Here is a 22,041-nt window from a genome sequence, read left to right on the forward strand (position 1 = left end):
GGGCAAAGCTGAATTCCCGAATTTCGACACCCCCTGAAACCTGTTTTCAGGGGGTGTTTTCTTGCTAAATGTCAACCCGTCTGCTTCGGACACCAGATCGACGGCCGTGATGCCAGAAGGCGACCCTCGGCATCGACCCAAACCGGTTCCGCCAGCAACTTCATTTCCCTGATGCGAAGATCTGGAATGTCAAACCCCATCGAGTGGGATACCGCATGACGAAAGCCCGGCTTTGGGTTGAGGCCCGGTTCGATATCTTTGCGGCCCATTTTTAAATGATGAGCGATGTCCCATTCATGGCAAACCCCGTCATGACGTGTCACGACCCAGCAATGCATGTCATCACAGCGATCTATCTTTTCCTTCGGGAAAAAATAACCGGCAACATAACCTGCCTCGAACCCGGCAGCCCTCAAGGACGCGATGAAATAGGTATTGATATCGACGCAGGATCCTTCCGCAATGCCGCATCCAAGCGCGGGAATCTCGTCGCATCCATCATAATATTTTCGGGCCGGATGACCATAGCTGAAGCGCTCGGCAGTCGCGCAGGCAATCGCAGCGATACGATCCCGCCCACAAAGGTCAACCCCTATAGACTGCGCTTCACTGATCAAGGCGTCTGCGGATCGCGTGAACCTGCTATCATGTGGAGTAAAAAGAGCATCGGGATAACGATCCCCGTTCTCCTCGAACTCATACATGATTGTAATTTCGTCATTTTCCGGCTCAAGCAAAGCAAAATTCTGACCCGTATTGGCCTCACGAACCAATTTCATGTCCGCACCTTGAACCGCAAATCCCGCCGCTCGTTCATGGGACGTATCAAGACCAAGAGGAGCAAGCAGCATTCCCCTGGGCTGGCTTGCATCCACTGTTACCAGAACAACATCATTCATAATCTAAACCACCAATTGAAACAGGAGACCGGACAGAACAGCACCGACGATCCCAAAACCAAGATAGGCGAAAAACACCCCGCGCTTGACCAGAGACCAAACGGCGGCCATTGCGGGGAGGGAACTGACAGCTCCCGCCACCATGAAGGACATGGCAGCACCCGCACTCATCCCCTGTTCCATCAAACCGGCAAGCAGCGGCGGAGCAATATAACTGTTGAGATAGGCAGGAATTCCCACCACCGCAGCGACTGCTATCGGAACGATCCCCGTTCCGCCAACAAGTCTGGCAATGACAACAGCCGGAACATAAGTGACGAGCACGCCCTCAAGCATATAGGCCAATGCCAGCCATTGTACGAGGAAAGTGCCATTCGTCATGACTTCAGAGCGGAATAGGACAATCCGCTTTTCCTCTTTCCAGAACGCCCAAACGGGTCGGCCTGAGAAAGGAGAGGGGCCACAGCCGCATGACGAGCATCCGACCGTATTCTTTTTCAAGGGATCCCTGAACAAACCCATCTTCATCGCATAGGACGTGGCATAACCACCCAATAACCCCAGGGCGATTGCGGAGATGGCCTTTCCCACTGCAAAAGGCCAGCCCAGCGCGGATGCCGTGATCAACAATGTCGGCGGATCAATGAGCGGAGAGGAGAGCCAGAATGCCATCACCGCAGAGAGCGGAGCCCCCAGCGCCAAAAGCCCAGCAATGAAGGGAATGACCTCGCATGAACAAAAGGGAGCCAGCCCGCCAAACAGGGCCGCAAGAAATATCATCCGAGTTTCTTTGCCCTTGAAGGCTTGTGCAACAAGCGTTTCTGCTCCGGCTGCCTTGAGAAAGGCAATGAGCAGCACTGCAAAGACAATAAACGGGATTGTACCTGCAAAGGCCCGTACCGCAATGCCCAAAACACTCACAAGATTGTCAGGATCCAGAAGCGCAATAACAACCGGTACGAAAACAAGGATGGTCAGGGGCGATTGCAACAACAAAAGCAGCACTCTTTGCAAGGGCAAGGCTTGCCGGGTCGTCTCACTCATCGTTCATATCGTCCCTTTGACACTGGCCAACGCCCGCATCAGCACAGCACTCGCTCAGAATGAACTGGGCAAGTTGCTCCAGCCGATCATAATTGGCGTGATTGCTGACAATCCGGCCGCTCTTTTCCTGAAGGACAAGATCAGCGGCCACAAGAAATTTCAGATGATGGGCCAATGTCGATGGCGCTATGCCTGTCCGCGCCTGAATATCACCGACACAAAGGCCATCCTTTCCCGCACGAATGAGACATCGAAGCACTGCAAGACGAGCTTCCGACCCCATGGCAGCGAATCCTTGTGCGGCAAGTTCATACATCATTTCCCCTCCATTATTCTATAAAACTAGTTATATAGAAATGTGGAGGGAAACGCAACAACAACCGTGATGACGACTGGTACATCTTAGACCCTTGAAATTTTTACTTACTTGGAGCAAAATAGAGAGTGTTGATGTTTCAATCACCAGACATTTCCAGGGCAGTATTCCAGGAGCCGATTATTTTTGGGGGACCGTTCTAAAGAATGCTGTCTATGAGGTCTAGCCTTTACGGTCGGGCCTCATTTTTATTGGGCGAATGTTTCTCTCCTTGCGCGCCCGTTTTACCCATTTTTTCCCTCTTCCAATTCGACATCCCGATTTCTTCTCGAAAATCCGAAACCGGACCTAATCAATGGTCTAAGGAACAAGCGCTAAAAATCTGCCAAATGAAGCGCGCGTAACAGCTTCGTGTCAGACAAGCCTCTTATCATGGCCGCGCGGTTACCCCCGGAATCGAAGAAGGGGAAACCCGAAGTGGAGGAGAAAAAATGATTTCCAATATTCTACGCGCAGCTGTTGCTGTCGCAACTATCTCGCTTGTCCCCGTTGCTGCTCAGGCTTTTCAGCCAGAAAATCCAGAATGCATTGCGCCTGCCAACCCTGGTGGTGGTTGGGATTTCACATGCCGTCAAGTTGGCAAGTCCCTTCAGGATCTGGGCCTTATTTCATCCACCATGCAGGTCGTCAACCTTGCAGGTGGCGGCGGTGGTGTTGCATATGCAGCTGTCGTGAACAAACGCGGTGACGACAATGATTTGATTGTCGCAGCTTCATCTGCAACCGCAACCCGTTTGGCTCAGGGTGCCTATCCGGGCAACACCATGGATCAGGTTCGCTGGGTTGGTGCAATCGGTGCTGACTATGGCGTGATTGCCGTGGCAGCCAAAAGTCCAATCCAGAATCTGGGTGAATTGATTGATCAACTGAAAGCCAATCCGGCCAAAGTCTCCATCGCTGGCGGTTCTGCTGTTGGTGGCTGGGATCATCTCAAAGTCCTGATCGCTGCCAATGCCGCTGGCATCGAAGATGTTCGCAAAGTCAAATATATTGCCTTCAATGGTGGCGGTGAAGCCGTAACCCAGTTGCTGGCAGGCTCCGTTCAGGCTTTTTCCGGCGACATCTCAGAAGCAAAAGGCTTTGTCGATTCAGGTGATATCCGCGTGATTGCCGTTCTTTCTCCTGACCGCCTTGAAGGCGACTATGCAGTCTTCCCGACCGCAAAAGAACAGGGCATCGATGCAATCGGCGCGAACTGGCGTGGTTTCTACGCTCCGAAAAACATGAGCGACGAAGCTTATGACTTCTGGGTATCGAAAATCGACGAACTCTACAGCACCGATCTCTGGAAACAGGTAAGAGCCAACAATGGCCTTGCCCCTCTTGATCTGCAAGGGGCCGAATTCGAAGAATTCGTCGCAAACTCAGTCGCTCAGATTCAGAAAATCTCCCGTGACATTGGCATTATCAAATAACAACACATTGCTGTGGCGGCTCATTTTGGGTCGCCACAGGCACGCTGTCAAAAGAGGGGATCATGAGTGACCGAATCTTTGGAGTCGTCGGGCTCCTTCTGGCTTTGCTCTTTGCATATTCTGCCCTGCTAATCGAGGAAAGCTTTCTCTCCGATGTCGTTGGACCCAAAACCTTCCCGCTGATCATTGCAGCAATTCTGGGCCTGTCTTCCATCGCAATTATCATGAAACCGGATGCCGAGCCAAGCTGGCCGCGCCTTGTTCAGTTCGCTGAAATCATCGCAGCGGTTGTCGCAATGGTGCTCTACGCCATTTTCCTGCCCGAAGTCGGTTTTGTGATCGCAACCGCCATCGTTTCCGCCTATTTGACATGGCGTCTTGGCACGACCCCGATTGGCTCAATCATCGTGGGTATCTCAATATCGCTTGGCATCTATGTCATATTCCATCTCGCATTTGGCCTGTCGCTGGCCAAAGGCCCACTCGGTTTCTAAGGGGGACGAACAATGGAAACTCTTTCGTCTCTTGTAGACGGTTTTGCCATCGCGCTGACTTTTCAGAACCTCATTCTGGCGCTGCTTGGCTGCTTCCTTGGCACCGTCATGGGCGCTTTGCCCGGACTTGGCCCGTCAAACGGGGTCGCGATCCTCATTCCTCTGGCCTTTTCTCTGGGGCTGGGCGCAACACCATCCCTGATCCTGCTGACATCTGTCTATTATGGAGCCATGTATGGTGGCCGCATTTCCTCAATCCTGCTCAACATCCCCGGAGATGCCCCAGCCCTGATGACCTGCCTTGACGGCTACCCCATGGCCTTGAAGGGACGAGGCGGGGAGGCTCTGGCCCTATCCGGTTTTGCGTCTTTCATCGGCTCATTCCTTGCCACCTGGGGCCTGGTTCTTCTGGCACCACAATTGGTCAAGATTGCCCTGATGTTTGGCCCGGCCGAATATTTCGCCCTCTTCGTCATGGCCTTTGCCACCCTTGGCGGTGTCTCATCCACCAACCAGTCGAAATCTGCCTTTGCCGCCATGCTTGGCCTTGGCCTGGCAACCGTTGGCGTCGATACACAGACCGGCGTTCCGCGCTTTTCCTTCGGTATCGTCCATTTCTATGATGGCATAGACTTCCTTGTCGCCATCGTTGGCCTGTTCGCACTCTCGGAAGTTTTCATCTTCATCGAAAACCGCCATGGCAGCGCCGACGCATCGGGCAAGAAGGTCGAGCTTGGCCGCTTGACCCCGTCATGGAAAACCTTCATGGGCAGTGTGCCTTCGATCCTGCGCACCAGTGTCGTAGGCTTCATCGCCGGTGTCCTTCCGGGTGCAGGAGCGTCTCTTGGCTCGTTCCTCTCCTATTCGATGGAAAAACGTTTGCTCGACAAGAACGGCACATTCGGCAAGGGCGATCCGCGCGGGGTTGCAGCCCCGGAAGCGGGCAACAATGCTGCTGCTGGCGGCGCTCTGGTCCCGATGCTGGCGTTGGGCGTACCAGGCTCAGGCACAACAGCCGTTTTGCTGGCTGTTCTGCTCGCACTCAACATCACGCCCGGCCCACTGCTGTTTGCCAACAATCCCGATGTTGTCTGGGGTCTCATCGCGGCCTTGTTCATCGGCAACTTCCTGTTGCTGTTGCTGAACATTCCCTTTGTCGGCATTTTCATCCGGGTGCTTCTGGTCCCACCACGCATCCTGATGCCCTTGGTCGCCATGGTCAGCTTTGTTGGCATTTACGGTATTGCGGGGTCGAGTTTCGACCTGATCGTGATGGTCGCGTTCGGTATCGGCGGCTGGGTCTTGCGCAAGCTTGATGTTCCGCTTGTACCGGTCATCCTTGGCATTCTGCTGGGCGACAATATGGAAAACAATCTGCGCCGCGCCATCACCATTTCCGACGGTGACTGGACAGTGCTCTTCCACAGCCCGCTTGCAATTGCTCTATGGACCATTTCCATTGTCGGTTTCATTCTTCCGATCTTTGTCGGCCGCTTGATGCCGAAACGGGTGAAGAAAGTCAATAAAACCGCGCAAGAAGAAACCGCCAACTAAAAGGCGGATATGGTCGGGGTGCAAATCCCGGCCACAACAAAAATGAAAAAGACAGGAAATCGGGAAATATTTCCGATTTCCGGTTCGTTCCCCGCAATGAATCATTCACACTAGCGATCGAACCAAACTGAAAACATGACCGGAATATGCTACAAGGCCTCCTTGTCGCTTCATTTCGGCATCAAAAAGAACGGGTTCAAGGATTTTCATCCCTGTATCCAGAATGCCTGATCGTCAGGCCAACTTATTACTAGAACACCATGGGGCAGCTTCTCCGAGAAACCTCGCGGTCAAGACGATACAACACCGATGGGCTTGCCTGTCTGGTGTCTGGAGGACGGCGCTTGTGAGCGACGAACTGGACTTTTACACGGTCGATCCGGACCGGGAGCCTGAAGAACGAGCAGAGATCGTCAAGCTCCTCGCCGAATGTGGTCTCGATTATGAGCAACATATCGAGGCGTTTATCGTCTGCCGAGAAGCTGGCAAACTGGTCGCCTGTGCCGGTTTTCAAAAAGGCATCATCAAGGATGTCGCCATCACCTCGAGCATGCGGGGCGGGGCATTGAGCCTCCGTTTGGTGAGTGAGATCACCTATCTGGCCCACAGCCGAGGCTATTCCACGCTCTTTGTCTATACCGAGCCCCACAATGCCGAGTTTTTCATGGGCTGCGGTTTCTATCCGCTCGTCGAGGTCCCAAAGCAGACGACCCTGCTTGAGAACACTCCGGTCGGCATCAAATACTACTGCAAGACCCTGACACGGCAGCGTGTCGAGGGCAAAAAGATCGGTTGCGTCGTTGCCAACGCCAACCCCTTTACCCTCGGACACCTCTATCTCATCACAGAAGCGGCCAAACGATGCGAATGGCTGCATCTGTTCATCGTCCGCGAAGACGCATCGCTGTTTTCCTATAGCGACCGGTTCGAACTGGCCAGAAAGATGACGGCAGACATTCCGAACCTGACCTTGCATGAGGGATCCATGTATATGGTATCGCGGGCAACGTTCCCCGCCTATTTCTTCAAGGACAAGGGAATGGTCGGACAGTGCCGCACTGCGGTCGACCTGCTTCTGTTCCGCAAATATATCGGGCCGTCCCTTGGGATCACACACCGTTTCGTCGGAACCGAACCATTCTGCGACACCACCAGAAAATACAACAACGACATGAAATACTGGCTTCAGGAACCCAGTTCCGTCGCCTGGCCGGTCAAGGTCGTTGAGCTTGAACGAACGAAAAGGGATGGCATAGCCGTTTCCGCTTCAGAAGTGCGCCGACTGCTCGCCAAAGGCAATCTTGAGCGCATCAAAAAGCTGGTACCTGCGCCAACCTACGATCTGATTATCAATAAATATGTCGACAAGCTACATCGGTCCGATCCTTGAAGACCCCATTAGCAGCCTGTCTCGACCAGCAGAAATGAGAGGATTGCACAATGCAAATCACAAAGGAGGCGCTGGCAGGAACGCTTGAATCGAGCGATCTCTTTGTCAGAATTTCTCCCACAGACGGACCGTTGGAACTGATCGTGAAAAGCGAAGTGGAACATCAGTTCGGCGACCAGATCAGACATGTCGCGATGCAGACCCTTGCCCGCTTCGAGGTTTCAGACGGGGCAACGGTCATAATCGAGGACAAGGGAGCGCTCGATTGCGTCATCGAAGCCAGACTTGAAGCGGCCATCATGCGCGCATCCGACGAAGAAACGATAAAATGGGGGACACGCCTGTGACACTCCGCAGATCCATGCTGTTCATGCCCGGCTCGAACGCAGCAATGCTGTCGACGGCCTTTGTCTTCAAGCCGGACTCGGTCATGTTTGACCTTGAGGATGCAGTCTCCTTGCGCGAGAAGGACGCGGCTCGCTTCCTTGTCTATCACACGCTCAAATCCTCGCTCTATGACGGGATTGAACGGGTTGTCCGCATCAATCCACTTTCCACGCCCTTTGGTCGTGACGATCTTGAAGCGGCGGTGAGGGGTGGGGCCGATGTCATTCGCCTACCCAAAACAGAAACCGCTGCCGACGTCGAAGAGCTGGAAGCCTGCGTCAAGGAAATTGAATTGTCCTGTGGCCGTGAGGTTGGCTCAACCATGCTGATGGCGGCCATTGAATCCGCTTCCGGTGTGGTCAATGCTCTTTCGATTGCACAATCCTCATCTCGCATGATGGGTATTGCACTGGCAGGGTTCGACTATGTCACCGACATGCAGACCGAACGCGGTGATGGCACAGAGCTTTTCTATGCCCGCTGTGCCGTACTTCACGCAGCCCGCGCAGCCAAGATTGACGCCTTTGATGTGGTCTTCTCCGACCTCAATGACGAAGCAGGTTTCTTGCGGGAAGTCGATATCATCAAGCGACTGGGCTTCAACGGCAAATCCCTCATCAATCCGCGCCAGATCGAATTGCTGCATCGCGCCTATGCTCCGACACAGGAGGATGTCGACTATGCCAATCGCGTTGTCGCCGCAGCCGAGAAAGCGGAAAAGGAAGGGCTTGGCGTGATTTCCCTCAACGGCAAGATGATCGATGCACCAATCGTTGAAAACGCAAAACGCGTCATAAGCCGGGCAAAGGCTTCAGGGGTGAGATGGTAAGATGATGAACACCAAGAACCAGACAAATGGCACACGAAGCCAGGGCCAGACCACCGCTCATGGTGAGTTGGAACCCTTCACCACCTTCAGCGCCTACTCGCCTTATCTTGCTGATCCCAAAGCCAAACTTGACAGAAAGATCGTCGAGAGCATCGAAGAAGCGGTCAAAAGAAGCGGCCTCAAGGACGGTATGACGATTTCCTTTCATCATGCCTTCAGAGAAGGGGACAAGTCGATCAATCTGGTTGTCGACATTCTCGCCCAGATGGGTTTTCGCGACCTGACACTTGCCTCCTCATCGCTGGTATCGGCCAATGCGCCACTCATCGAGCATATCAAGAATGGCGTGATCCGGAAGATCTATACCTCCGGCATGCGTGGCAAGCTTGCAGATGCCATCTCGCACGGCCTGATGGATGAGCCGATCACCGTCCATTCCCATGGCGGACGCTGCGCCCTGATCTATCGCGGCGAAATCAAGATTGATGTCGCCTTTCTTGGCGTCTCGGCCTGTGATGCCTTTGGCAATGCCAACGGCTTTTCCGGACGATCCATGTGCGGCGCTCTCGGCTATGCCATGGTAGACGCGCATTTCGCTGACAAGGTCATCATGTTGACTGAGGAAATCGTCACCTATCCGAATGCTCCGGCCAGCATCCGGCAGGATCAGGTTGACTGGATCGTCCAGATTGACGAAGTGGGCGATCCGGCCAAGATCAGCGTCGGAGCAGCAAGGGCAACCACCAACCCGCGCGAACTGCTCATCGCCCGGCTCTGTGCCGAAGTCATGGAACATGGCGGCTATTTCGAAGACGGTTTCTCGATGCAGACCGGAACCGGCGGCTCATCCACGGCAACGGTCCGCTTTCTCGAAGATCGTATGAATCACAAGGGCATCAAGGCAGCCTGGGCTCTTGGCGGACAAACCGGTGGCATGGTCGATCTGCACAAGAAAGGTCTCATCGACACGCTTCTGGACACCCAGAGCTTTGATGCCGTTGCGGCCAGATCTCTTGCCGAGTCGCCAAAGCATGTCGAGATCTCGGCCCACTATTACGCCAACCCACTTTCCAAGGCTGCGGTGGTTGACCGGCTCGATATGGTCATCCTGTCAGCACTGGAAATCGATCTTGGCTTCAACGTCAATGTTCTGACCGGATCCGATGGCGTCATGCGTGGGGCATCAGGTGGCCACTGCGATACCGCAGCCGGGGCAAAATTGTCCATCGTGGCAGCTCCTTTGATCCGTTCACGCATTCCAACGGTCGTCAACAAGGTAACCACCCGCGTCACACCCGGCGAGACTGTCGGGGTTCTTGTGACCGATCATGGCGTGGCCGTTAACCCGAACCGACCGGAGGTGGCAGAACGTCTGAAAGGGGCTGGTTTGCCGGTTCTGTCGATTGAAGAGCTCTACGAGCGGGCCATTGCCATCACCGGCAAGCCCAAACCGATCGAGTTTCTCGACAAAGTGGTGGGCATCGTCCGCTATCGAGACGGAACCGTGATCGACATCGTTCGGCAGGTCGCAGAATGAGTTCAGACGCTCGATGCCAGTCAACCCAGAAGCCTGACAGGACAGATCAACAGCAACCGGCAGCCCATGAGGTTGCCGGTCCGTTGACTGTTCCAACTGATCAACTTCCTGATTTTCTTGGCAATCTGGCCTATCAGGCCCTGATAACAGAAGCGACTCTGACACCGAAGCCGGGCCTTGTGGACATGCGCAACAATGGCGCCCACAAGGATATGACCCTGGCAACATTCATCGCCAGTGCGAATGCATTGCAACCGCTTTTCGCCGAATTCGTGCGTCTTGGAATATCAAGCCATAGCAAAGCATCCAACGAAAGCTTCGCACGGCTCCGCTTGCATGGGATACGCTGCGAAAAGACCATGAATGCCACGACAGCGGGCATTAACACCCACAAGGGGGCGATCTTTGCCTTTGGCCTTTTGCTGGGAGCGGCCGGGCGTTGTATTGGGCGCGATGAAACGCCAGGCCCCGCAAAGCTTTGCGAAGAAGTCAAGTTTCTGGCCCAGGGACTTGTAGAAGTGGAACTTGATAGCCGCAGTGAAACCGCATCCACGGCAGGCGAATATATCTATCAGCGCTATGGCCTTAGCGGTGCACGCGGCGAGGCTCAATCCGGTTTCGAAACCGTCCTCAAGCATTCGTTACCGGTCTATCTCAAACTTCGACAAAACAAAACCGACTATGAGGCGGCACTGCTTGCCGCCTTGCTGGAGCTCTTTGCCTATAACCGGGATACGAATCTCGTGGCACGAGGAGGCATTGAGGGCATGTTTTTTGTCCGCCATCAAGCCCGTGCTCTGAAAGAAAAGGGCGGTATCTTTGCGCCCGACTTCGAACAATGCTGGTGTGCACTCGACGACACGCTCATCGAACGCAACCTCAGCCCGGGTGGCAGCGCCGACCTTGTCGCCGTGACATGGTTTCTTGGCGAACTCGACAAACTTGCCCCAAATGACCATGGGCATAGCACATGAAACAAGATGAGTGGACAAAAGGCGACCCTGTCACCATCGACCAGATGCTTTTGGCCAAGGACAGGAGGGTGGCAAGACGCCATAAGGCTCTTTCAGACTTTGACCAGCCAACGATTACTCTTTCCGTCGTCATGCCCGGCCCCATAAAGGACTGCCCGCTGTCGCGAACCATTGCGACAGAGGCCCGCAACGCGCTAGGAACCCTGTTCGAAGAAAAGAATATTCGCTACCGCCTGCTCATTTCCGAGGAACCGCCTACCGGACCTGAGGCCCTCTATTCCGTGCAGATCGAGGCGAAACGACTCAAGCACTTTGTCATCGAGCTTGAAGAAAATCACGCTTTGGGACGTTTATGGGATCTCGACATACATCGCCCCGATGGCACAGCAATTTCTCGCAAGGACCTGGGATTTCCAGCCCGCAAATGCCTGATTTGCAACCAGAATGCCCACGCCTGTGCCCGCTCTCGTGCGCATGGCCTGTCGGACACGATCATGGTTATCGAACAGACATATCTCAATTGGGCAACACATTCCAAAATATGAACTTGTTTGCCCGTGTAATTCCCGAAATTGTTGTAGAATTATAATGAACTGAATAGACTATGCGTGAACAATAAGACGTGAAATTGAAAGGGGGGACATATTGGTAAGACAATTGACAGATCCGGAGGTTCTGGCAGAGCTTGAACGTCTCTCGAAAAGCTACAATTTCATTCTCGTTCCCGGTTTCAAGAATAGCGGTCCAGAACATTGGCAAAGCTTTTGGGAAAGAGATGTTGGTATATTCCAGCGCATTTCCCAGCGTCGTTGGGATCAGAAGGACATCGAGCTATGGATTGATGCCATAAGGCGCCATACCGACGAACTCAAACATCCCGCCATTCTGATCGGCCATTCACTGGGCGCTCTGGCGTCGGCATGTGCAATCGCGGCGGAAACCCCAAAGGTGGCTGGCGCCATGTTTGTTGCTCCGGCAGAGCCACTCCGTTTCGAAGTCGAAAACCGCATTCCCATGTCCAGGCTTTCTGTTCCCACCACACTGGTCGCAAGCCACAATGACAAGCTCCTGACCTTCGCTCGGGCACAATGGCTCGCTGACATGTGGGGCTCTGATTTCATCGATGTGGGAGAGGCGGGGCATATCAACTCGGAAGCAGGCTTTGGTCGCTGGCCCTACGGCCTGACCATTTTGCGCGATCTGGTCAATAAAATCGAAGAAGCCGCCTAAGAGCCTCTTCCAAGCAGCTCTCTCCCTGTTCCGGTTGTCCCAGCCCAAGACATTAATCCTGTCTCCCAAGAGTTGAGTCATTCTGGAAAATACTGTTCCACACTTCGAGAAAATTCTGTCGTTTCAGCTTGTCGAGATAGGTCAGAAGTGCGATGTCAAGTTTGATCGGCAAGTCGGCATTGGTACCACTTGCGGGAAACTTCTCCTTGCGCAGCCGGGCATTGATGGGAATGAGATAAGAATTCTCGGCAATCGCCATCTGCCCCGCATCTGAGAGCAAAAACTCGACAAACCGCTCTGACGCAGCCCTTTGGGTCGTGTGTTTGTAAACAAATGCAGTCCGCGACATGACAATCGTATAATCGGAAAATTCCAGAACGCCCAGATTGTCGTCTTGTCGGCTCCTTTGCAACGCGTATGTGCCAATCACGTTATAGCCCAGAATCAACTCATTGGAGGCAACTGCATCAAGAATGGCGGACGTGAACTCATAGGTTCGCATCTTGGCCCGGCTGAGGGCTTCGATCACCCGAAAAACGCGGTCACTCTGAATGGCATCCTGTGTGATGAAGAGATAGCCTGCACCTGAACTGTTGGCGTTGTAGGTTCCCACCTTGCCCTCGAATGTATCAAGATTGTCAATCAGGAGATCGGCAAGCTCGGAATGTGTCCTGGGCAGAGGAAAGTGGGAGAGGGCATTCTTGTTGTAGAACAACACGATCGGCTCATAGGTAAAGCCGAACAGCTCATTGCGCCAACGCGCCCAATTGGGAAGCTCTTTTGCTGCATCCGAGTGAACGGGCAAAGCCAGTCCCTCATTGACCAGCTTGACTTGCAAATCCATCGCCGAACTGATGACCACGTCAATGGAGCGATCCCCTCGATCCCGAGCCGAATAGACCAGATCAAACAACTCGTTGGAGCTGACCTCGTGATAAATGGTCTCGATTTCGGGAAAAACGCGCTCAAACGCGACGAGAACGGACTGAAAGGCAGCCGTGTCCGTGCTACCCCAGATATTGATCCTGGTTTCCGCCAATGCCAAATGCGACGAGAAAATGAACAACACCGTCATCCAGATGCGGACAAACGCAAACCGTGGAAGCAACCGCAAGCGATCAATCATGCAGCAAGCCCGCTCAGACATTGGAAATCCTCCTGCGAAAATGCAAAGCCACCTCAGCGCCACCAAGCGAGGATTGTGACAGGCGTAAACGAGCCCCATGGCTCTTTGCGACTTCCTGAACGATACTGAGCCCCAGACCCGACCCTTCGCCATTGCGTGCCGTGGTGTAGAAACGCTCCAGAACACTTGCTCGTTCGTTTGCAGGAATACCAGGCCCCGCGTCTTCCACCGTCAGGACCAACTGCCTGCCTTTCGCCTTGAGGGAAATGACGATCTGATTGTTCGCAGGACCATGCTTGATGGCATTGTCGATAATATTCCGGATCGCCTCGCGCACCGAAATGCTGTCACCCACGATCAGATCCGCATCAGGCTTACCACTTTCAAGAGCCGGATCGATAAACAGGGAAAACTCGATATCCGATTTCAAATGCTCCCGCAGAATTGTCTCAAGAGTGGACTTCACGACCTGCGCGAGATGAAACGCATCCTTAATCTTCTGATCAGCCCGATGAATGACCATTGCGTGAGCGAGCAGCTGATTGGTGAGATGGATGGTCTGCTTGCTCTGAAGAGCGGCACGGTCCAGCCGATTTCTGAACTGGCTTTCATCCGTCTCCCTGGCGGCCAGCTCGAGATGGCCCTGCAAGGAAGACAGTGCGGTTCTGATTTGATGTGTCACATCGGCTATGAAGGCCTGAGAATGATCAAGGTTATCCTGAAGGCGCGAGATGAAGCTGTTGATGGACCGGATGAGACTGGCGACTTCTCTTGGGGGGGAAATGGCCAGCGGCGTAAAATCCGAGATGTCCCGATGCCGCAAGTTTTTCTCGATATCGATCAGGGGATGAAGAACCCGATTGATACCGATCCAGACGAACAAAAGCCCCAGAATGGTAATGAACAGGGCAACAGCAAACCCGCGCCAGAACAGGTCCGCAATCATTTCATGTCTAGCGATACAAGTTTGTCCGATCTGGGTAATGACCCATAGAGATTGATCATCCCCGGTCAGGAGTCGTGCCTGCTGCATGAAGCGAACGGGCTCTCCGCTATAGGCATCATCCCAGTAAACGGGCCGTTCGCTGGGCTTGTAATTGCTGGCAGAGCGAAGGTCATGAGAGGAGGTAATCGTCCGGCCATCTTGCGTAAAGATCCGATAGAAGATGCGGTCATCCGGAGCAAGACTCAAAATCTCGAAGGAAGAGTAGGGGATGTCAACTGTAATTTCATTGGAAATGATATTTACACGCTCAAGAACCGCCAGGCCTGCTCCATGCAACAACCGATCATAGGACCGATTGGCGGCCTGCTGCGCATACCCCCACAGAGCGATCGAGAAAACCGTCAGAATGGCAAGAAAGACGCCGCCCATGCTCAAGAGCAGCCTCTGCCGCATGGATCTTTGTGTCAATCGCCGTCTTGATCTTACCATCTTTGACAAAGAGCCCTTTGATACCGCACCTTAACTCTCATCCATATGCCCGATATATCCGAGCCCACGAATGGTCTTGATCAGAAATGGCGACCCATCGAGCTTCTTTCGCAAGCGTGTCATCGTCTGCTCAATGGCATTGAGGCTGGGCGGCCCATCAAAATTATAGATCTTGTCGGCAATTTCCTCCTTGGTGAGGACACGATCAAGCCTTGTCAGAAACAGCTCGAGAAGCTGGACTTCCTTGTTGCGCAATTCCACTTGCTTGCCGTCGATGCTGGCGAGCTTTGAGTTCCAATCGAAAGTGAAGTTTCCGGCCCTGAAGACATTCTGCGCAAGGCCTGACTTGCGGCGAGCCAGAACCCGGCAACGGGCCAGAAGCTCGCGAAAGTCAAAGGGTTTGGTCAGATAATCATCAGCACCGATCTCAAGCCCGATAACGCGATCATCAATTTCAGATCGGGCAGACAAAACCAGCACCGGCGTATCAAGGTCCCTTGCCCGCACCGATTTCAGTATATCAAACCCACTCCGGCCCGGCAGGTTGATATCGAGCAGAATGAGATCAAACTCTTTGTGGCGAAGAATATAGTCGGCATCATTGCCATCACTCTCGTGATCGATCACATGCCCATCTTTTCGGAAGCGCTCTACCACCGCCTCTGCGAGCGTCTGATTGTCTTCCACCAATAAAACTCTCATGAATACCGGTCGCCTCTTAAGCCCTCATGGGCTGATCCTCTCCACGCACGATAAGGATCACATGGTATCAGCCTCGAACTTTCGTGTCAGTGGTCAATAAGGGTAGATCATTACGTCCTTAGCCTAAGCAAAAGGCGAAGATCGCAGCCATTTTGAACGCATTCGTGGGAAACGGGGAAACACCTGTGCAATGAGACCTTCAAGCCCGAAGAACCACTTGGGTCAAAGGGCAGGGCAACAAGCCATGTCGCGTCTTGCGCGTTGCAGCCAGCCCGGCAACTTATGTGTGAATCGCCCGATTGTCAGGCTGCTTTCATATTGCCGGAGACCCTGAAGCCGTTATTGTGATATCTAGCAATGCGTGCGTGGGTGCGACTCGCTCGTCAACTTTCGGAAGTCAATTCATTTCATATGAAATCGACAATCAAACAAAGGAGAGACTTATGTCCATTTTGAAAAAGGGCCTCAAAGGCGCACCTGTCAAACGTCTACAGGAAGCACTCGGCATCGATGCGGATGGCGACTTCGGACCTGCAACCGACAAGGCGGTTCGCGAGTTCCAGAAAGCCAATGGCCTTGCCGTTGACGGCATCGCAGGGCCCGACACATTCACGGCAATGGGACTGCATGAACTGGTCCTGCTGCGAGTCGGATCGCGCGGCGCGACAGTTAAGGCGATGCAGGAAGATCTGGGCATTGGCGCAGATGGTATTTTCGGGCAGGGCACGAAAAAGGCCGTCATGGCCTTTCAGGAAGAAAATGGTCTGGTGGTCGACGGCATGGCCGGTCCTGCTACGCTTGCCAAAATGAAATCCTTCGAAGCGGTTGTGACCAAGGACGTCGTTGCAAAAGCCGAAGTCACGCCAGAAGAGGAAGAATTTGAGAGTGAAGATCTGCCAGAGATCAAAGGGGCCGATTTCGTAAAAGGCTCGGCAGCTGAAGCAGCTCCGAAAAAGTCGGTTTGGGGCCGCGTCAAAGGCTGGTTCAGCTAATCGCCCCGTCAGGATCAAATGATATCATCGACAACAAATGGCCTCATCCGAAGGGTAGGGCCAATTTCTTTCTTGGCGGCCGCTCTTGGACACCTGAAATTCAGACCACCCATCAGACAGCAACCACACCAGTCCTACCAACCCACCCAGTAAAGGATCGCTTTTTCAATCCTCACCTTATCCAGATCATGTGATGTGAATGAAAAGCCTTTTCCGCACGAATACTTCCCTTCATCTTCTTCTTTTGAAAAACCAAGATCCTCAAGGCAAAATTCCGATCTGCTTTGCGCATCCAAAGATCCAGATAGACCGTGACGCAATTTGATGCTTTCTCTTTTTCCTGAAGCGATCGTTACGCTGAATTTCCTTTTCTTGGTGGCCCCGCTTTTCTCGTCCGTAACCCAAAGCACTCCGCGAGCGAGCAGAGAAAAGGGGCAGATGTTTTTAAACTTAAGAACGACAACGTGATCGTCACCGACAAAACCAATGTCTCTTTCTGCACATCTGGCAGACCTTTCCGCTCCCCCACCTATGAAATCATCCTTGGTCCAAGAGCCAAATTGCCAATCGCTAAACGGCCTTTCCTTGGTATATTGCTCAGCCAGTTCGATATTATTATTCTTCCATTTCACGACCAGATCTTCCACAAAGCTCTCATCTTCGTATGGAAACTGATCTGGAAAGGCTTTACTTCGATCCTTGAGCGCAGAAATCATTTTTACGTAAAGGGTATCCAGAACGACCCGTGCCTTATGGTGCTCGGATGACAAACTGGCAGGATCGAACCTTGAGAGAATATCGTCGACCAAATTGTATATTTCCTGAATATAAACAATATGGGTTCCGACCTCCGCATTGTCTCGCGCGTCTTCCTCGAGCTTGAGCAAAGCATAGTAAGGACTGTCAAAATCAAGCAGGAGATCGTGTCTGATTTTCGCATGTTTCGTTTTATTGGTTGAATTCGCCATTGCAGATCTGATCTCAGACTTATAGATGTTCCGCAAATAGTCGCGGGCGAATTGATGCCATTCGCCAAAACTGCTTTTTAGTGTCTTAAGGAAGTAGGATTTGGCCTTATCCTTATCGTGCTCTACTCCTTCGCCGTCATACCAAATCGCTCCAAGCTTAGGATAAGCAAGCTCCACCCCTCCGGCTTCAGCTTGTTCCAGAAGAGATTTTGCCTTGAAATGATTTTTGGGAAGACCTACATCGCCCTCCCAATACATATTGCCTGCGTCGAGAGCACTCTCAGGGTGACCGCGCGCGGCATTTTGTTCGTATAATTTCAGGCTGTTGGCAACGTCTTTGGTTACGCCATAGGATCCTCTACTCATATATTTCGCGCGAAAATATGAAGCAAGCATATGACCGCGTTTGGATGCAACTCCGTAGATTCTTATGGCTTCAGCATTTTTCCCATTCGCGAGCAGAGCTCTCCCGAGCTGGAAAAGCAATCTGGGATCACCATTCTCGGCGGCTAGGCGGCATGCCTTCACTGCTTCCTCGGCATGATCTTGTAGCTTATTCCACGGAACTCCCGCCAAGGAGTGGGTTCGGTCAGCCGAATGAGCAGCCAGTTCATCGCATCGTCTGGCAGCCTCGACACTCTCCCGATCGGCATCGAGTTCCTTGACTTTCATTTTCGCCAATTCGGCGAAAGTCCCTTGAGGATATTTGTCGAGATAAAGCTGGATCTGATCAACAGACTGGCTTTGCGCGACAGCATTCCAGAAGGCAATCTCTGCCGCTGACTGCGCCAGCGCGTGGTTTGAAAACATGGAAAGGGCAAAACAAGCCGAAAGGGCCAACATGCACTTGCGAACAGATCGTCTGAGCCAGACAAGTTGCAACATTTCGAAAACCAATTAGCGCAAAAGAGAAACAAAAATATGAAATATTAGACTTCGACATCATGAAAATGTCTACATGCCAAAAAGTCTCGACAATTGTCTTCAAACGTCTTGTTGTCAAATCGAAATGGTTTTTATCATCAATATGCTTGCCATCGGGCAGAATAGTCTTGCTACTGTTTTCGCATGCGAAACAAGCACTTCCCCGCCAACATTTTCTACAGCAAAGCTCAGGCTATAGGCCGATCAGCGTCACCGATATTTTGGCAACTGTCGGAACGAACGCCTGCGCGGATTTTTCCCGCAGGCGCGTTGAACAACCCTTCCATGTTCCCTCACTCCGGATTTCCCGGAGCAAAGGGATGATTAAGAGATTTGTAGTAATCGAGCGTATGACCCGGTTTTTCATGCCCTTCAGGAAGGGGAAGGCCCGAGACTTCCATGAAATAGGCGATGCAGGCATCTCTCCACCATTTCGCCTCCCTCAACTGGATCGCAAGATAGGCTTCAATCTGCGCAAAGCGCCGACAGTCGACATATCCCTTCAACTCTTGCCAAGTTGACTGCATGACCTCGACATTCGAAATCCCGGTGTCGTAACGGATCACCAGACTGTCCCAAAGGCTTTTGCCAGACTTCATTTTGAAATCCCAGGCGACATGGTGAAACCACAGAAGATATTTCTCATCGAATCCGTGCTTGTCGCCGAAAAGCCCCCACAATTCCGGAGCATATTGCCTGATCGCACCGCTTCCCCTGTCAGTCCTGTCAAACCCGATACCGGCTTCATCTGCCTGATTATAGTATGAGGGGTTCCACTCCGGTCTTTTCAGATCATCAATCCACGGTCCGGGACCATAATGGTGGCCGGTCGCCATCTGATGGTGCAGACCGAACGGCGTCATATAGTCGACAAGCGTTTCGTGAGAAGACATCATCATCTCGACCACAGGCTCGACAAAGGCCTCGTCACTGCAAAAGGTAAGCCTGACCCACTCCCGCGCGATATCCTCGGAGTTGAGTTCAGGATTCCATGCCAACCGGCCAAAGGCATACCAGTTGGCCTGATTGAAAATACCACCGGTCCAATCGCGTCCATTGCCGATATTGGAAACAGCCGCCATGCCGGTGAAACGCTGCGGAAATATCTCACCCTGGATGATGCGCGCAACGGTAGAGCCTTCGCCGTCGGCATAGGTATCGAAGCGAAGAACCTCTTCGAAAGCCTTCCCCAAATAGACCAGATGCGTGGCCTGACCGAGATATTCCTTTGTCACCTGAAACTCCAGAACAACAGGTGTTTCCGTAATCTGCCCGAATATCGGAGAGAATGGCTCCCGTGGCTGAAAATCGATAGGACCGTTTTTGACCTGCAACATGATATTGGGCAGGAAAGCCCCATCCAGTGGCTTGAACTCATCATAGGCCTCGGTCGCCCGATCCGTGCCCGGATCAGAAGCGTAGACAAATGCACGCCAAATGAGAATTCCATCATGCGGTGCCAGAGCCTCTGCAATCATGTTGGCGCCATCCGCATGACTTCGGTCATAGTCACCGGGCCCCGGTTGCCCTTCGGAATTGGCCTTGACCAGAAATCCGCCGAAGTCTGGGATCAACTTGTATATCTCGGCAACCTTGTCCTTCCACCATTGCCGGACAAGCGCGTCCATGGGATCGGCGGTCTCCAGACCATCGAGCACGCAAGGCGTTGCAAAATTGACAGCCAGAAACACCTTGATTCCGAAAGGACGAAAGATGTCGGCCAGCTTCGCTGCCTTTTTCAGATAATCGCCATTGAGGATCATCGGCGAGGCATTGACGTTATTCAGAACCGTCCCATTGATACCGATGGAGGCATTGGCACGCGCATAGTCGGCATATCGCGGATCCTGATAATCGGGGAGGGTCCACCAGTCCCAGATGGAACTCCCCGCGTAACCTCGCTCGACACTTCCATCAAGATTGTCCCAATGGTTGAGCATTCGCAGATCAAGCTTTGGAACGGACGCCAAATGGAGTTGCGAGATGTCCATGCCGCTTTGCACCATGCGCAGAAAGGCAAAGCATCCATAGAGCACACCCATATCATCATTGCCGACAATCAGGGTTACGCTGGCATCATCAATCTCGACAGATTTGATCAGATAGCCTTCCTTGCCCAAAGGCTCCAGCAAGAGCCTCTGCTCTGCGATCAGAGGATGATCTTTTGCCGTGCCAAAAAGAATGGCTCCATCGAAGGGAACCGTCGTTGACACACAGGCGAACTCATCAAGCAACATGGATGACAAGCCACGCTCAAGCTCCGTACAGGCAATAGAAAGCGTTTGGCTCATCGCACCCGACATGAGCCCTCTTATGCGCGGCTTGAGTGCGTCGATTGTCTCCAGTGGCAACGGCGCATAACGGAGCCACAATTTATAACCATCCTCAGCGGGTTTGTTTGCAAAGCACTCGTCGATGCAGTTGCACAAAAGGGATTTTGGTATGTTTATCAGTTGCTTATTCATTCAATCTCAACCGTTGAACCCGTTTTCGAACATACAAGTTTGCAAAGAGGAATACTGTAACCCGGCTGGTTGTCGGGAACTTGAGTGCAAATGCCTTGCATGGACGTCTCGACCCGCTCATGGGCGGGCGCATCATTGCTCAAATAAAAAGGCTGGCTGTTGGTTTGCTTTAGGGGTGTGTGGGGGGGACCAACAGCCAGCAAGTTTACACGATAGCCAGCTCATCGCTGTCAAACAGATGCCAGGCGTTTTCGTCTGGCATAACTTTCAGCATATCTCCCCGTTTCGCTGCAAATTGACCGGGCTGATGCACCAGAATCTCTGTCCCGTCAGCAAGAAGCCCATGCAGGTAGGTATCCCGTCCATGTTGCTCCGACACCGAAACAGAGAAATCCCAGCCTTCTCCTTCGTCACCAACAACCTTCAAATCTTCAGGGCGGATACCAAAGCTGACAGGTTGATTGTCCTCAACCGGCCTTTGGCCTCTCGGCAAGGCAAGATCGCCCAATCCTTCGGCGGAAAAGTTGAACCCGTCTGCCGTGACAGACGTTGCCTTGCCATCAACAAAATTCATGCGAGGAGAACCGATAAATCCCGCAACAAACTTGTTGTCCGGCTTGTTGTAAAGCTCGAGCGGCGCGCCAACCTGTTCAATGACCCCTTTGCGCAACACGACAATCTTGTCAGCCATGGTCATGGCTTCGATCTGATCATGAGTCACATAGATCATGGTGTTGCCAAGCCGCTCGTGCAGGGACGAGATTTCGAACCGCATGACCACACGCAATTCGGCGTCAAGGTTTGACAAGGGTTCGTCAAACAGGAAAATTTTCGGCTCACGCACGATGGACCGGCCAATGGCAACGCGTTGACGCTGACCGCCGGACAATTGTGTTGGCCGCCGTTTGAGCAGTTCATTGATCTGCAACAGCTTGGATGCATCCTGAATGCGCCGTTCGATCTCGGCCTTGTCCATGCCGATATTCTCGAGCCCGAAGCTGAGATTCTGGCGCACGGTCATGTGCGGATAAAGGGCATAGGACTGGAAGACCATCGAGACCCCGCGATCTGCGGCCGGGGTTCTGACAACGCTTTCCCCGTCGATCAGAATATCGCCGGAAGAGGCGGTTTCCAGCCCTGCAATCATGCGCAGAAGAGTTGACTTGCCGCAGCCTGACGGGCCGACGAAGACAACGAACTCACCGTCTTCGATATCCAGATTGACATTTGGAATGACCTCGACGGTGCCGAATGTCTTATTGAGATTTTCGAGTTTCAGATTTGCCATGATACTGATCTC

20 protein-coding genes are annotated in these 22,041 nt (G+C 52.8%); 11 read left to right on the forward strand and 9 right to left on the reverse strand.

Annotated features, from left to right (window positions below):
* Positions 1-71: 71 nt before the first annotated feature.
* Genes ACHZB8_RS18295 through ACHZB8_RS18305 form a run of 3 tightly spaced genes read right to left on the reverse strand, consistent with a single transcriptional unit; the run spans position 72 to position 2,262 of the window.
* On the reverse strand, positions 72-899 hold the full coding sequence (locus tag ACHZB8_RS18295) for a transglutaminase-like domain-containing protein (protein WP_316862429.1): 828 nt from the start codon (positions 897-899) through the stop codon (positions 72-74).
* 3 nt (positions 900-902) lie between these two features.
* Positions 903-1,943 carry a permease gene (locus ACHZB8_RS18300; protein ID WP_316862431.1) on the reverse strand — a complete coding sequence of 347 codons (1,041 nt, stop codon included), beginning with the start codon at positions 1,941-1,943 and terminating at the stop codon, positions 903-905.
* The gene (locus tag ACHZB8_RS18305) at positions 1,936-2,262 is read right to left on the reverse strand and encodes a metalloregulator ArsR/SmtB family transcription factor (protein WP_316862433.1); all 327 of its coding nucleotides are present in this window, start codon (positions 2,260-2,262) and stop codon (positions 1,936-1,938) included. Before ACHZB8_RS18305 ends, ACHZB8_RS18300 begins: the two co-directional genes overlap by 8 nt.
* A 488-nt stretch (positions 2,263-2,750) precedes the next feature.
* Between ACHZB8_RS18305 and ACHZB8_RS18310 the strand changes: the two genes are divergently transcribed.
* The 10 genes from ACHZB8_RS18310 (at position 2,751) to ACHZB8_RS18355 (ending at position 12,129) form a co-directional block, all read left to right on the forward strand.
* Positions 2,751-3,734: a tripartite tricarboxylate transporter substrate-binding protein gene (locus ACHZB8_RS18310; protein ID WP_316862435.1), complete on the forward strand. Its 984-nt coding sequence runs from the start codon at positions 2,751-2,753 to the stop codon at positions 3,732-3,734.
* Positions 3,735-3,796: 62 nt separating this feature from the next.
* Positions 3,797-4,228 (forward strand): tripartite tricarboxylate transporter TctB family protein, encoded by a 432-nt coding sequence (locus ACHZB8_RS18315; protein WP_316862437.1) that lies wholly within the window; start codon positions 3,797-3,799, stop codon positions 4,226-4,228.
* Between the two features lie 12 nt (positions 4,229-4,240).
* On the forward strand, positions 4,241-5,782 hold the full coding sequence (locus ACHZB8_RS18320; RefSeq protein WP_316862439.1) for a tripartite tricarboxylate transporter permease: 1,542 nt from the start codon (positions 4,241-4,243) through the stop codon (positions 5,780-5,782).
* 346 nt (positions 5,783-6,128) lie between these two features.
* Positions 6,129-7,172, forward strand: a complete 1,044-nt coding sequence (citC, locus tag ACHZB8_RS18325; RefSeq protein WP_316862441.1) for a [citrate (pro-3S)-lyase] ligase — start codon at positions 6,129-6,131, stop codon at positions 7,170-7,172.
* A 50-nt stretch (positions 7,173-7,222) separates the two neighbouring features.
* Positions 7,223-7,519, forward strand: coding sequence for a citrate lyase acyl carrier protein (gene citD, locus ACHZB8_RS18330; protein WP_316862443.1), 297 nt, complete (start codon positions 7,223-7,225; stop codon positions 7,517-7,519).
* Complete coding sequence (gene citE, locus ACHZB8_RS18335) at positions 7,501-8,388, forward strand: citrate (pro-3S)-lyase subunit beta (RefSeq protein WP_316862445.1); 888 nt, start codon at positions 7,501-7,503, stop codon at positions 8,386-8,388. The genes citD and citE overlap by 19 nt, the downstream gene beginning before the upstream one ends.
* Position 8,389: 1 nt before the next feature.
* A complete protein-coding gene (gene citF / locus ACHZB8_RS18340) occupies positions 8,390-9,925 on the forward strand; it encodes a citrate lyase subunit alpha (protein WP_316862447.1) in 1,536 nt (511 codons plus the stop codon).
* Complete coding sequence (gene citG / locus ACHZB8_RS18345; RefSeq protein WP_316862449.1) at positions 9,922-10,899, forward strand: triphosphoribosyl-dephospho-CoA synthase CitG; 978 nt, start codon at positions 9,922-9,924, stop codon at positions 10,897-10,899. The genes citF and citG overlap by 4 nt, the downstream gene beginning before the upstream one ends.
* On the forward strand, positions 10,896-11,444 hold the full coding sequence (gene citX, locus ACHZB8_RS18350; RefSeq protein WP_316862451.1) for a citrate lyase holo-[acyl-carrier protein] synthase: 549 nt from the start codon (positions 10,896-10,898) through the stop codon (positions 11,442-11,444). The genes citG and citX overlap by 4 nt, the downstream gene beginning before the upstream one ends.
* 100 nt (positions 11,445-11,544) lie before the next feature.
* A complete protein-coding gene (locus ACHZB8_RS18355) occupies positions 11,545-12,129 on the forward strand; it encodes an alpha/beta hydrolase (RefSeq protein ID WP_316862452.1) in 585 nt (194 codons plus the stop codon).
* Between the two features lie 52 nt (positions 12,130-12,181).
* Here ACHZB8_RS18355 and ACHZB8_RS18360 read toward each other — a convergent pair whose 3' ends face one another.
* Genes ACHZB8_RS18360 through ACHZB8_RS18370 form a run of 3 tightly spaced genes read right to left on the reverse strand, consistent with a single transcriptional unit; the run spans position 12,182 to position 15,392 of the window.
* Positions 12,182-13,276, reverse strand: coding sequence for an ABC transporter substrate-binding protein (locus ACHZB8_RS18360; RefSeq protein WP_316862453.1), 1,095 nt, complete (start codon positions 13,274-13,276; stop codon positions 12,182-12,184).
* Positions 13,269-14,669: a sensor histidine kinase gene (locus ACHZB8_RS18365; RefSeq protein ID WP_316862455.1), complete on the reverse strand. Its 1,401-nt coding sequence runs from the start codon at positions 14,667-14,669 to the stop codon at positions 13,269-13,271. The genes ACHZB8_RS18360 and ACHZB8_RS18365 overlap by 8 nt, the downstream gene beginning before the upstream one ends.
* A 51-nt stretch (positions 14,670-14,720) precedes the next feature.
* Complete coding sequence (locus ACHZB8_RS18370; protein ID WP_316862457.1) at positions 14,721-15,392, reverse strand: response regulator transcription factor; 672 nt, start codon at positions 15,390-15,392, stop codon at positions 14,721-14,723.
* A gap of 443 nt (positions 15,393-15,835) precedes the next feature.
* On the opposite strand from ACHZB8_RS18370, the gene ACHZB8_RS18375 reads away from it, so the two are divergent.
* Complete coding sequence (locus ACHZB8_RS18375; protein WP_316862458.1) at positions 15,836-16,384, forward strand: peptidoglycan-binding protein; 549 nt, start codon at positions 15,836-15,838, stop codon at positions 16,382-16,384.
* A 134-nt stretch (positions 16,385-16,518) separates the two neighbouring features.
* Here ACHZB8_RS18375 and ACHZB8_RS18380 read toward each other — a convergent pair whose 3' ends face one another.
* The 3 genes from ACHZB8_RS18380 to ACHZB8_RS18390 all read right to left on the reverse strand — a co-directional run bounded on the left by ACHZB8_RS18380 (position 16,519) and on the right by ACHZB8_RS18390 (position 22,029).
* On the reverse strand, positions 16,519-18,237 hold the full coding sequence (locus ACHZB8_RS18380) for a tetratricopeptide repeat protein (protein ID WP_316862460.1): 1,719 nt from the start codon (positions 18,235-18,237) through the stop codon (positions 16,519-16,521).
* 332 nt (positions 18,238-18,569) lie between these two features.
* Positions 18,570-20,741, reverse strand: coding sequence for an alpha-glucuronidase family glycosyl hydrolase (locus ACHZB8_RS18385; RefSeq protein ID WP_316862462.1), 2,172 nt, complete (start codon positions 20,739-20,741; stop codon positions 18,570-18,572).
* A gap of 205 nt (positions 20,742-20,946) precedes the next feature.
* Complete coding sequence (locus tag ACHZB8_RS18390; RefSeq protein WP_316862463.1) at positions 20,947-22,029, reverse strand: sn-glycerol-3-phosphate ABC transporter ATP-binding protein UgpC; 1,083 nt, start codon at positions 22,027-22,029, stop codon at positions 20,947-20,949.
* Positions 22,030-22,041 lie beyond the last annotated feature (12 nt).

Origin of the sequence: uncultured Cohaesibacter sp., from assembly GCF_963556055.3 — a bacterium.
In the GTDB taxonomy this organism is placed as follows: Bacteria; Pseudomonadota; Alphaproteobacteria; order Rhizobiales; family Cohaesibacteraceae; genus Cohaesibacter.

Bases quoted from the DNA above. Each gene is read 5' to 3' on its own strand.
- ACHZB8_RS18305 (WP_316862433.1), bottom strand. From the start codon at position 2,262: ATGATGTATGAACTTGCCGCACAAGGATTCGCTGCCATGGGGTCGGAA.
- citX (WP_316862451.1), top strand. From the start codon at position 10,896: ATGAAACAAGATGAGTGGACAAAAGGCGACCCTGTCACCATCGACCAG.
- ACHZB8_RS18380 (WP_316862460.1), bottom strand. From the start codon at position 18,237: ATGTTGCAACTTGTCTGGCTCAGACGATCTGTTCGCAAGTGCATGTTG.
- citG (WP_316862449.1), top strand. From the start codon at position 9,922: ATGAGTTCAGACGCTCGATGCCAGTCAACCCAGAAGCCTGACAGGACA.
- ACHZB8_RS18315 (WP_316862437.1), top strand. From the start codon at position 3,797: ATGAGTGACCGAATCTTTGGAGTCGTCGGGCTCCTTCTGGCTTTGCTC.
- ACHZB8_RS18300 (WP_316862431.1), bottom strand. From the start codon at position 1,943: ATGAGTGAGACGACCCGGCAAGCCTTGCCCTTGCAAAGAGTGCTGCTT.
- ACHZB8_RS18370 (WP_316862457.1), bottom strand. From the start codon at position 15,392: ATGAGAGTTTTATTGGTGGAAGACAATCAGACGCTCGCAGAGGCGGTG.
- ACHZB8_RS18360 (WP_316862453.1), bottom strand. From the start codon at position 13,276: ATGTCTGAGCGGGCTTGCTGCATGATTGATCGCTTGCGGTTGCTTCCA.
- ACHZB8_RS18375 (WP_316862458.1), top strand. From the start codon at position 15,836: ATGTCCATTTTGAAAAAGGGCCTCAAAGGCGCACCTGTCAAACGTCTA.
- ACHZB8_RS18310 (WP_316862435.1), top strand. From the start codon at position 2,751: ATGATTTCCAATATTCTACGCGCAGCTGTTGCTGTCGCAACTATCTCG.
- ACHZB8_RS18320 (WP_316862439.1), top strand. From the start codon at position 4,241: ATGGAAACTCTTTCGTCTCTTGTAGACGGTTTTGCCATCGCGCTGACT.
- ACHZB8_RS18295 (WP_316862429.1), bottom strand. From the start codon at position 899: ATGAATGATGTTGTTCTGGTAACAGTGGATGCAAGCCAGCCCAGGGGA.
- ACHZB8_RS18385 (WP_316862462.1), bottom strand. From the start codon at position 20,741: ATGAATAAGCAACTGATAAACATACCAAAATCCCTTTTGTGCAACTGC.
- citD (WP_316862443.1), top strand. From the start codon at position 7,223: ATGCAAATCACAAAGGAGGCGCTGGCAGGAACGCTTGAATCGAGCGAT.
- citE (WP_316862445.1), top strand. From the start codon at position 7,501: ATGGGGGACACGCCTGTGACACTCCGCAGATCCATGCTGTTCATGCCC.
- ACHZB8_RS18390 (WP_316862463.1), bottom strand. From the start codon at position 22,029: ATGGCAAATCTGAAACTCGAAAATCTCAATAAGACATTCGGCACCGTC.
- citF (WP_316862447.1), top strand. From the start codon at position 8,390: ATGATGAACACCAAGAACCAGACAAATGGCACACGAAGCCAGGGCCAG.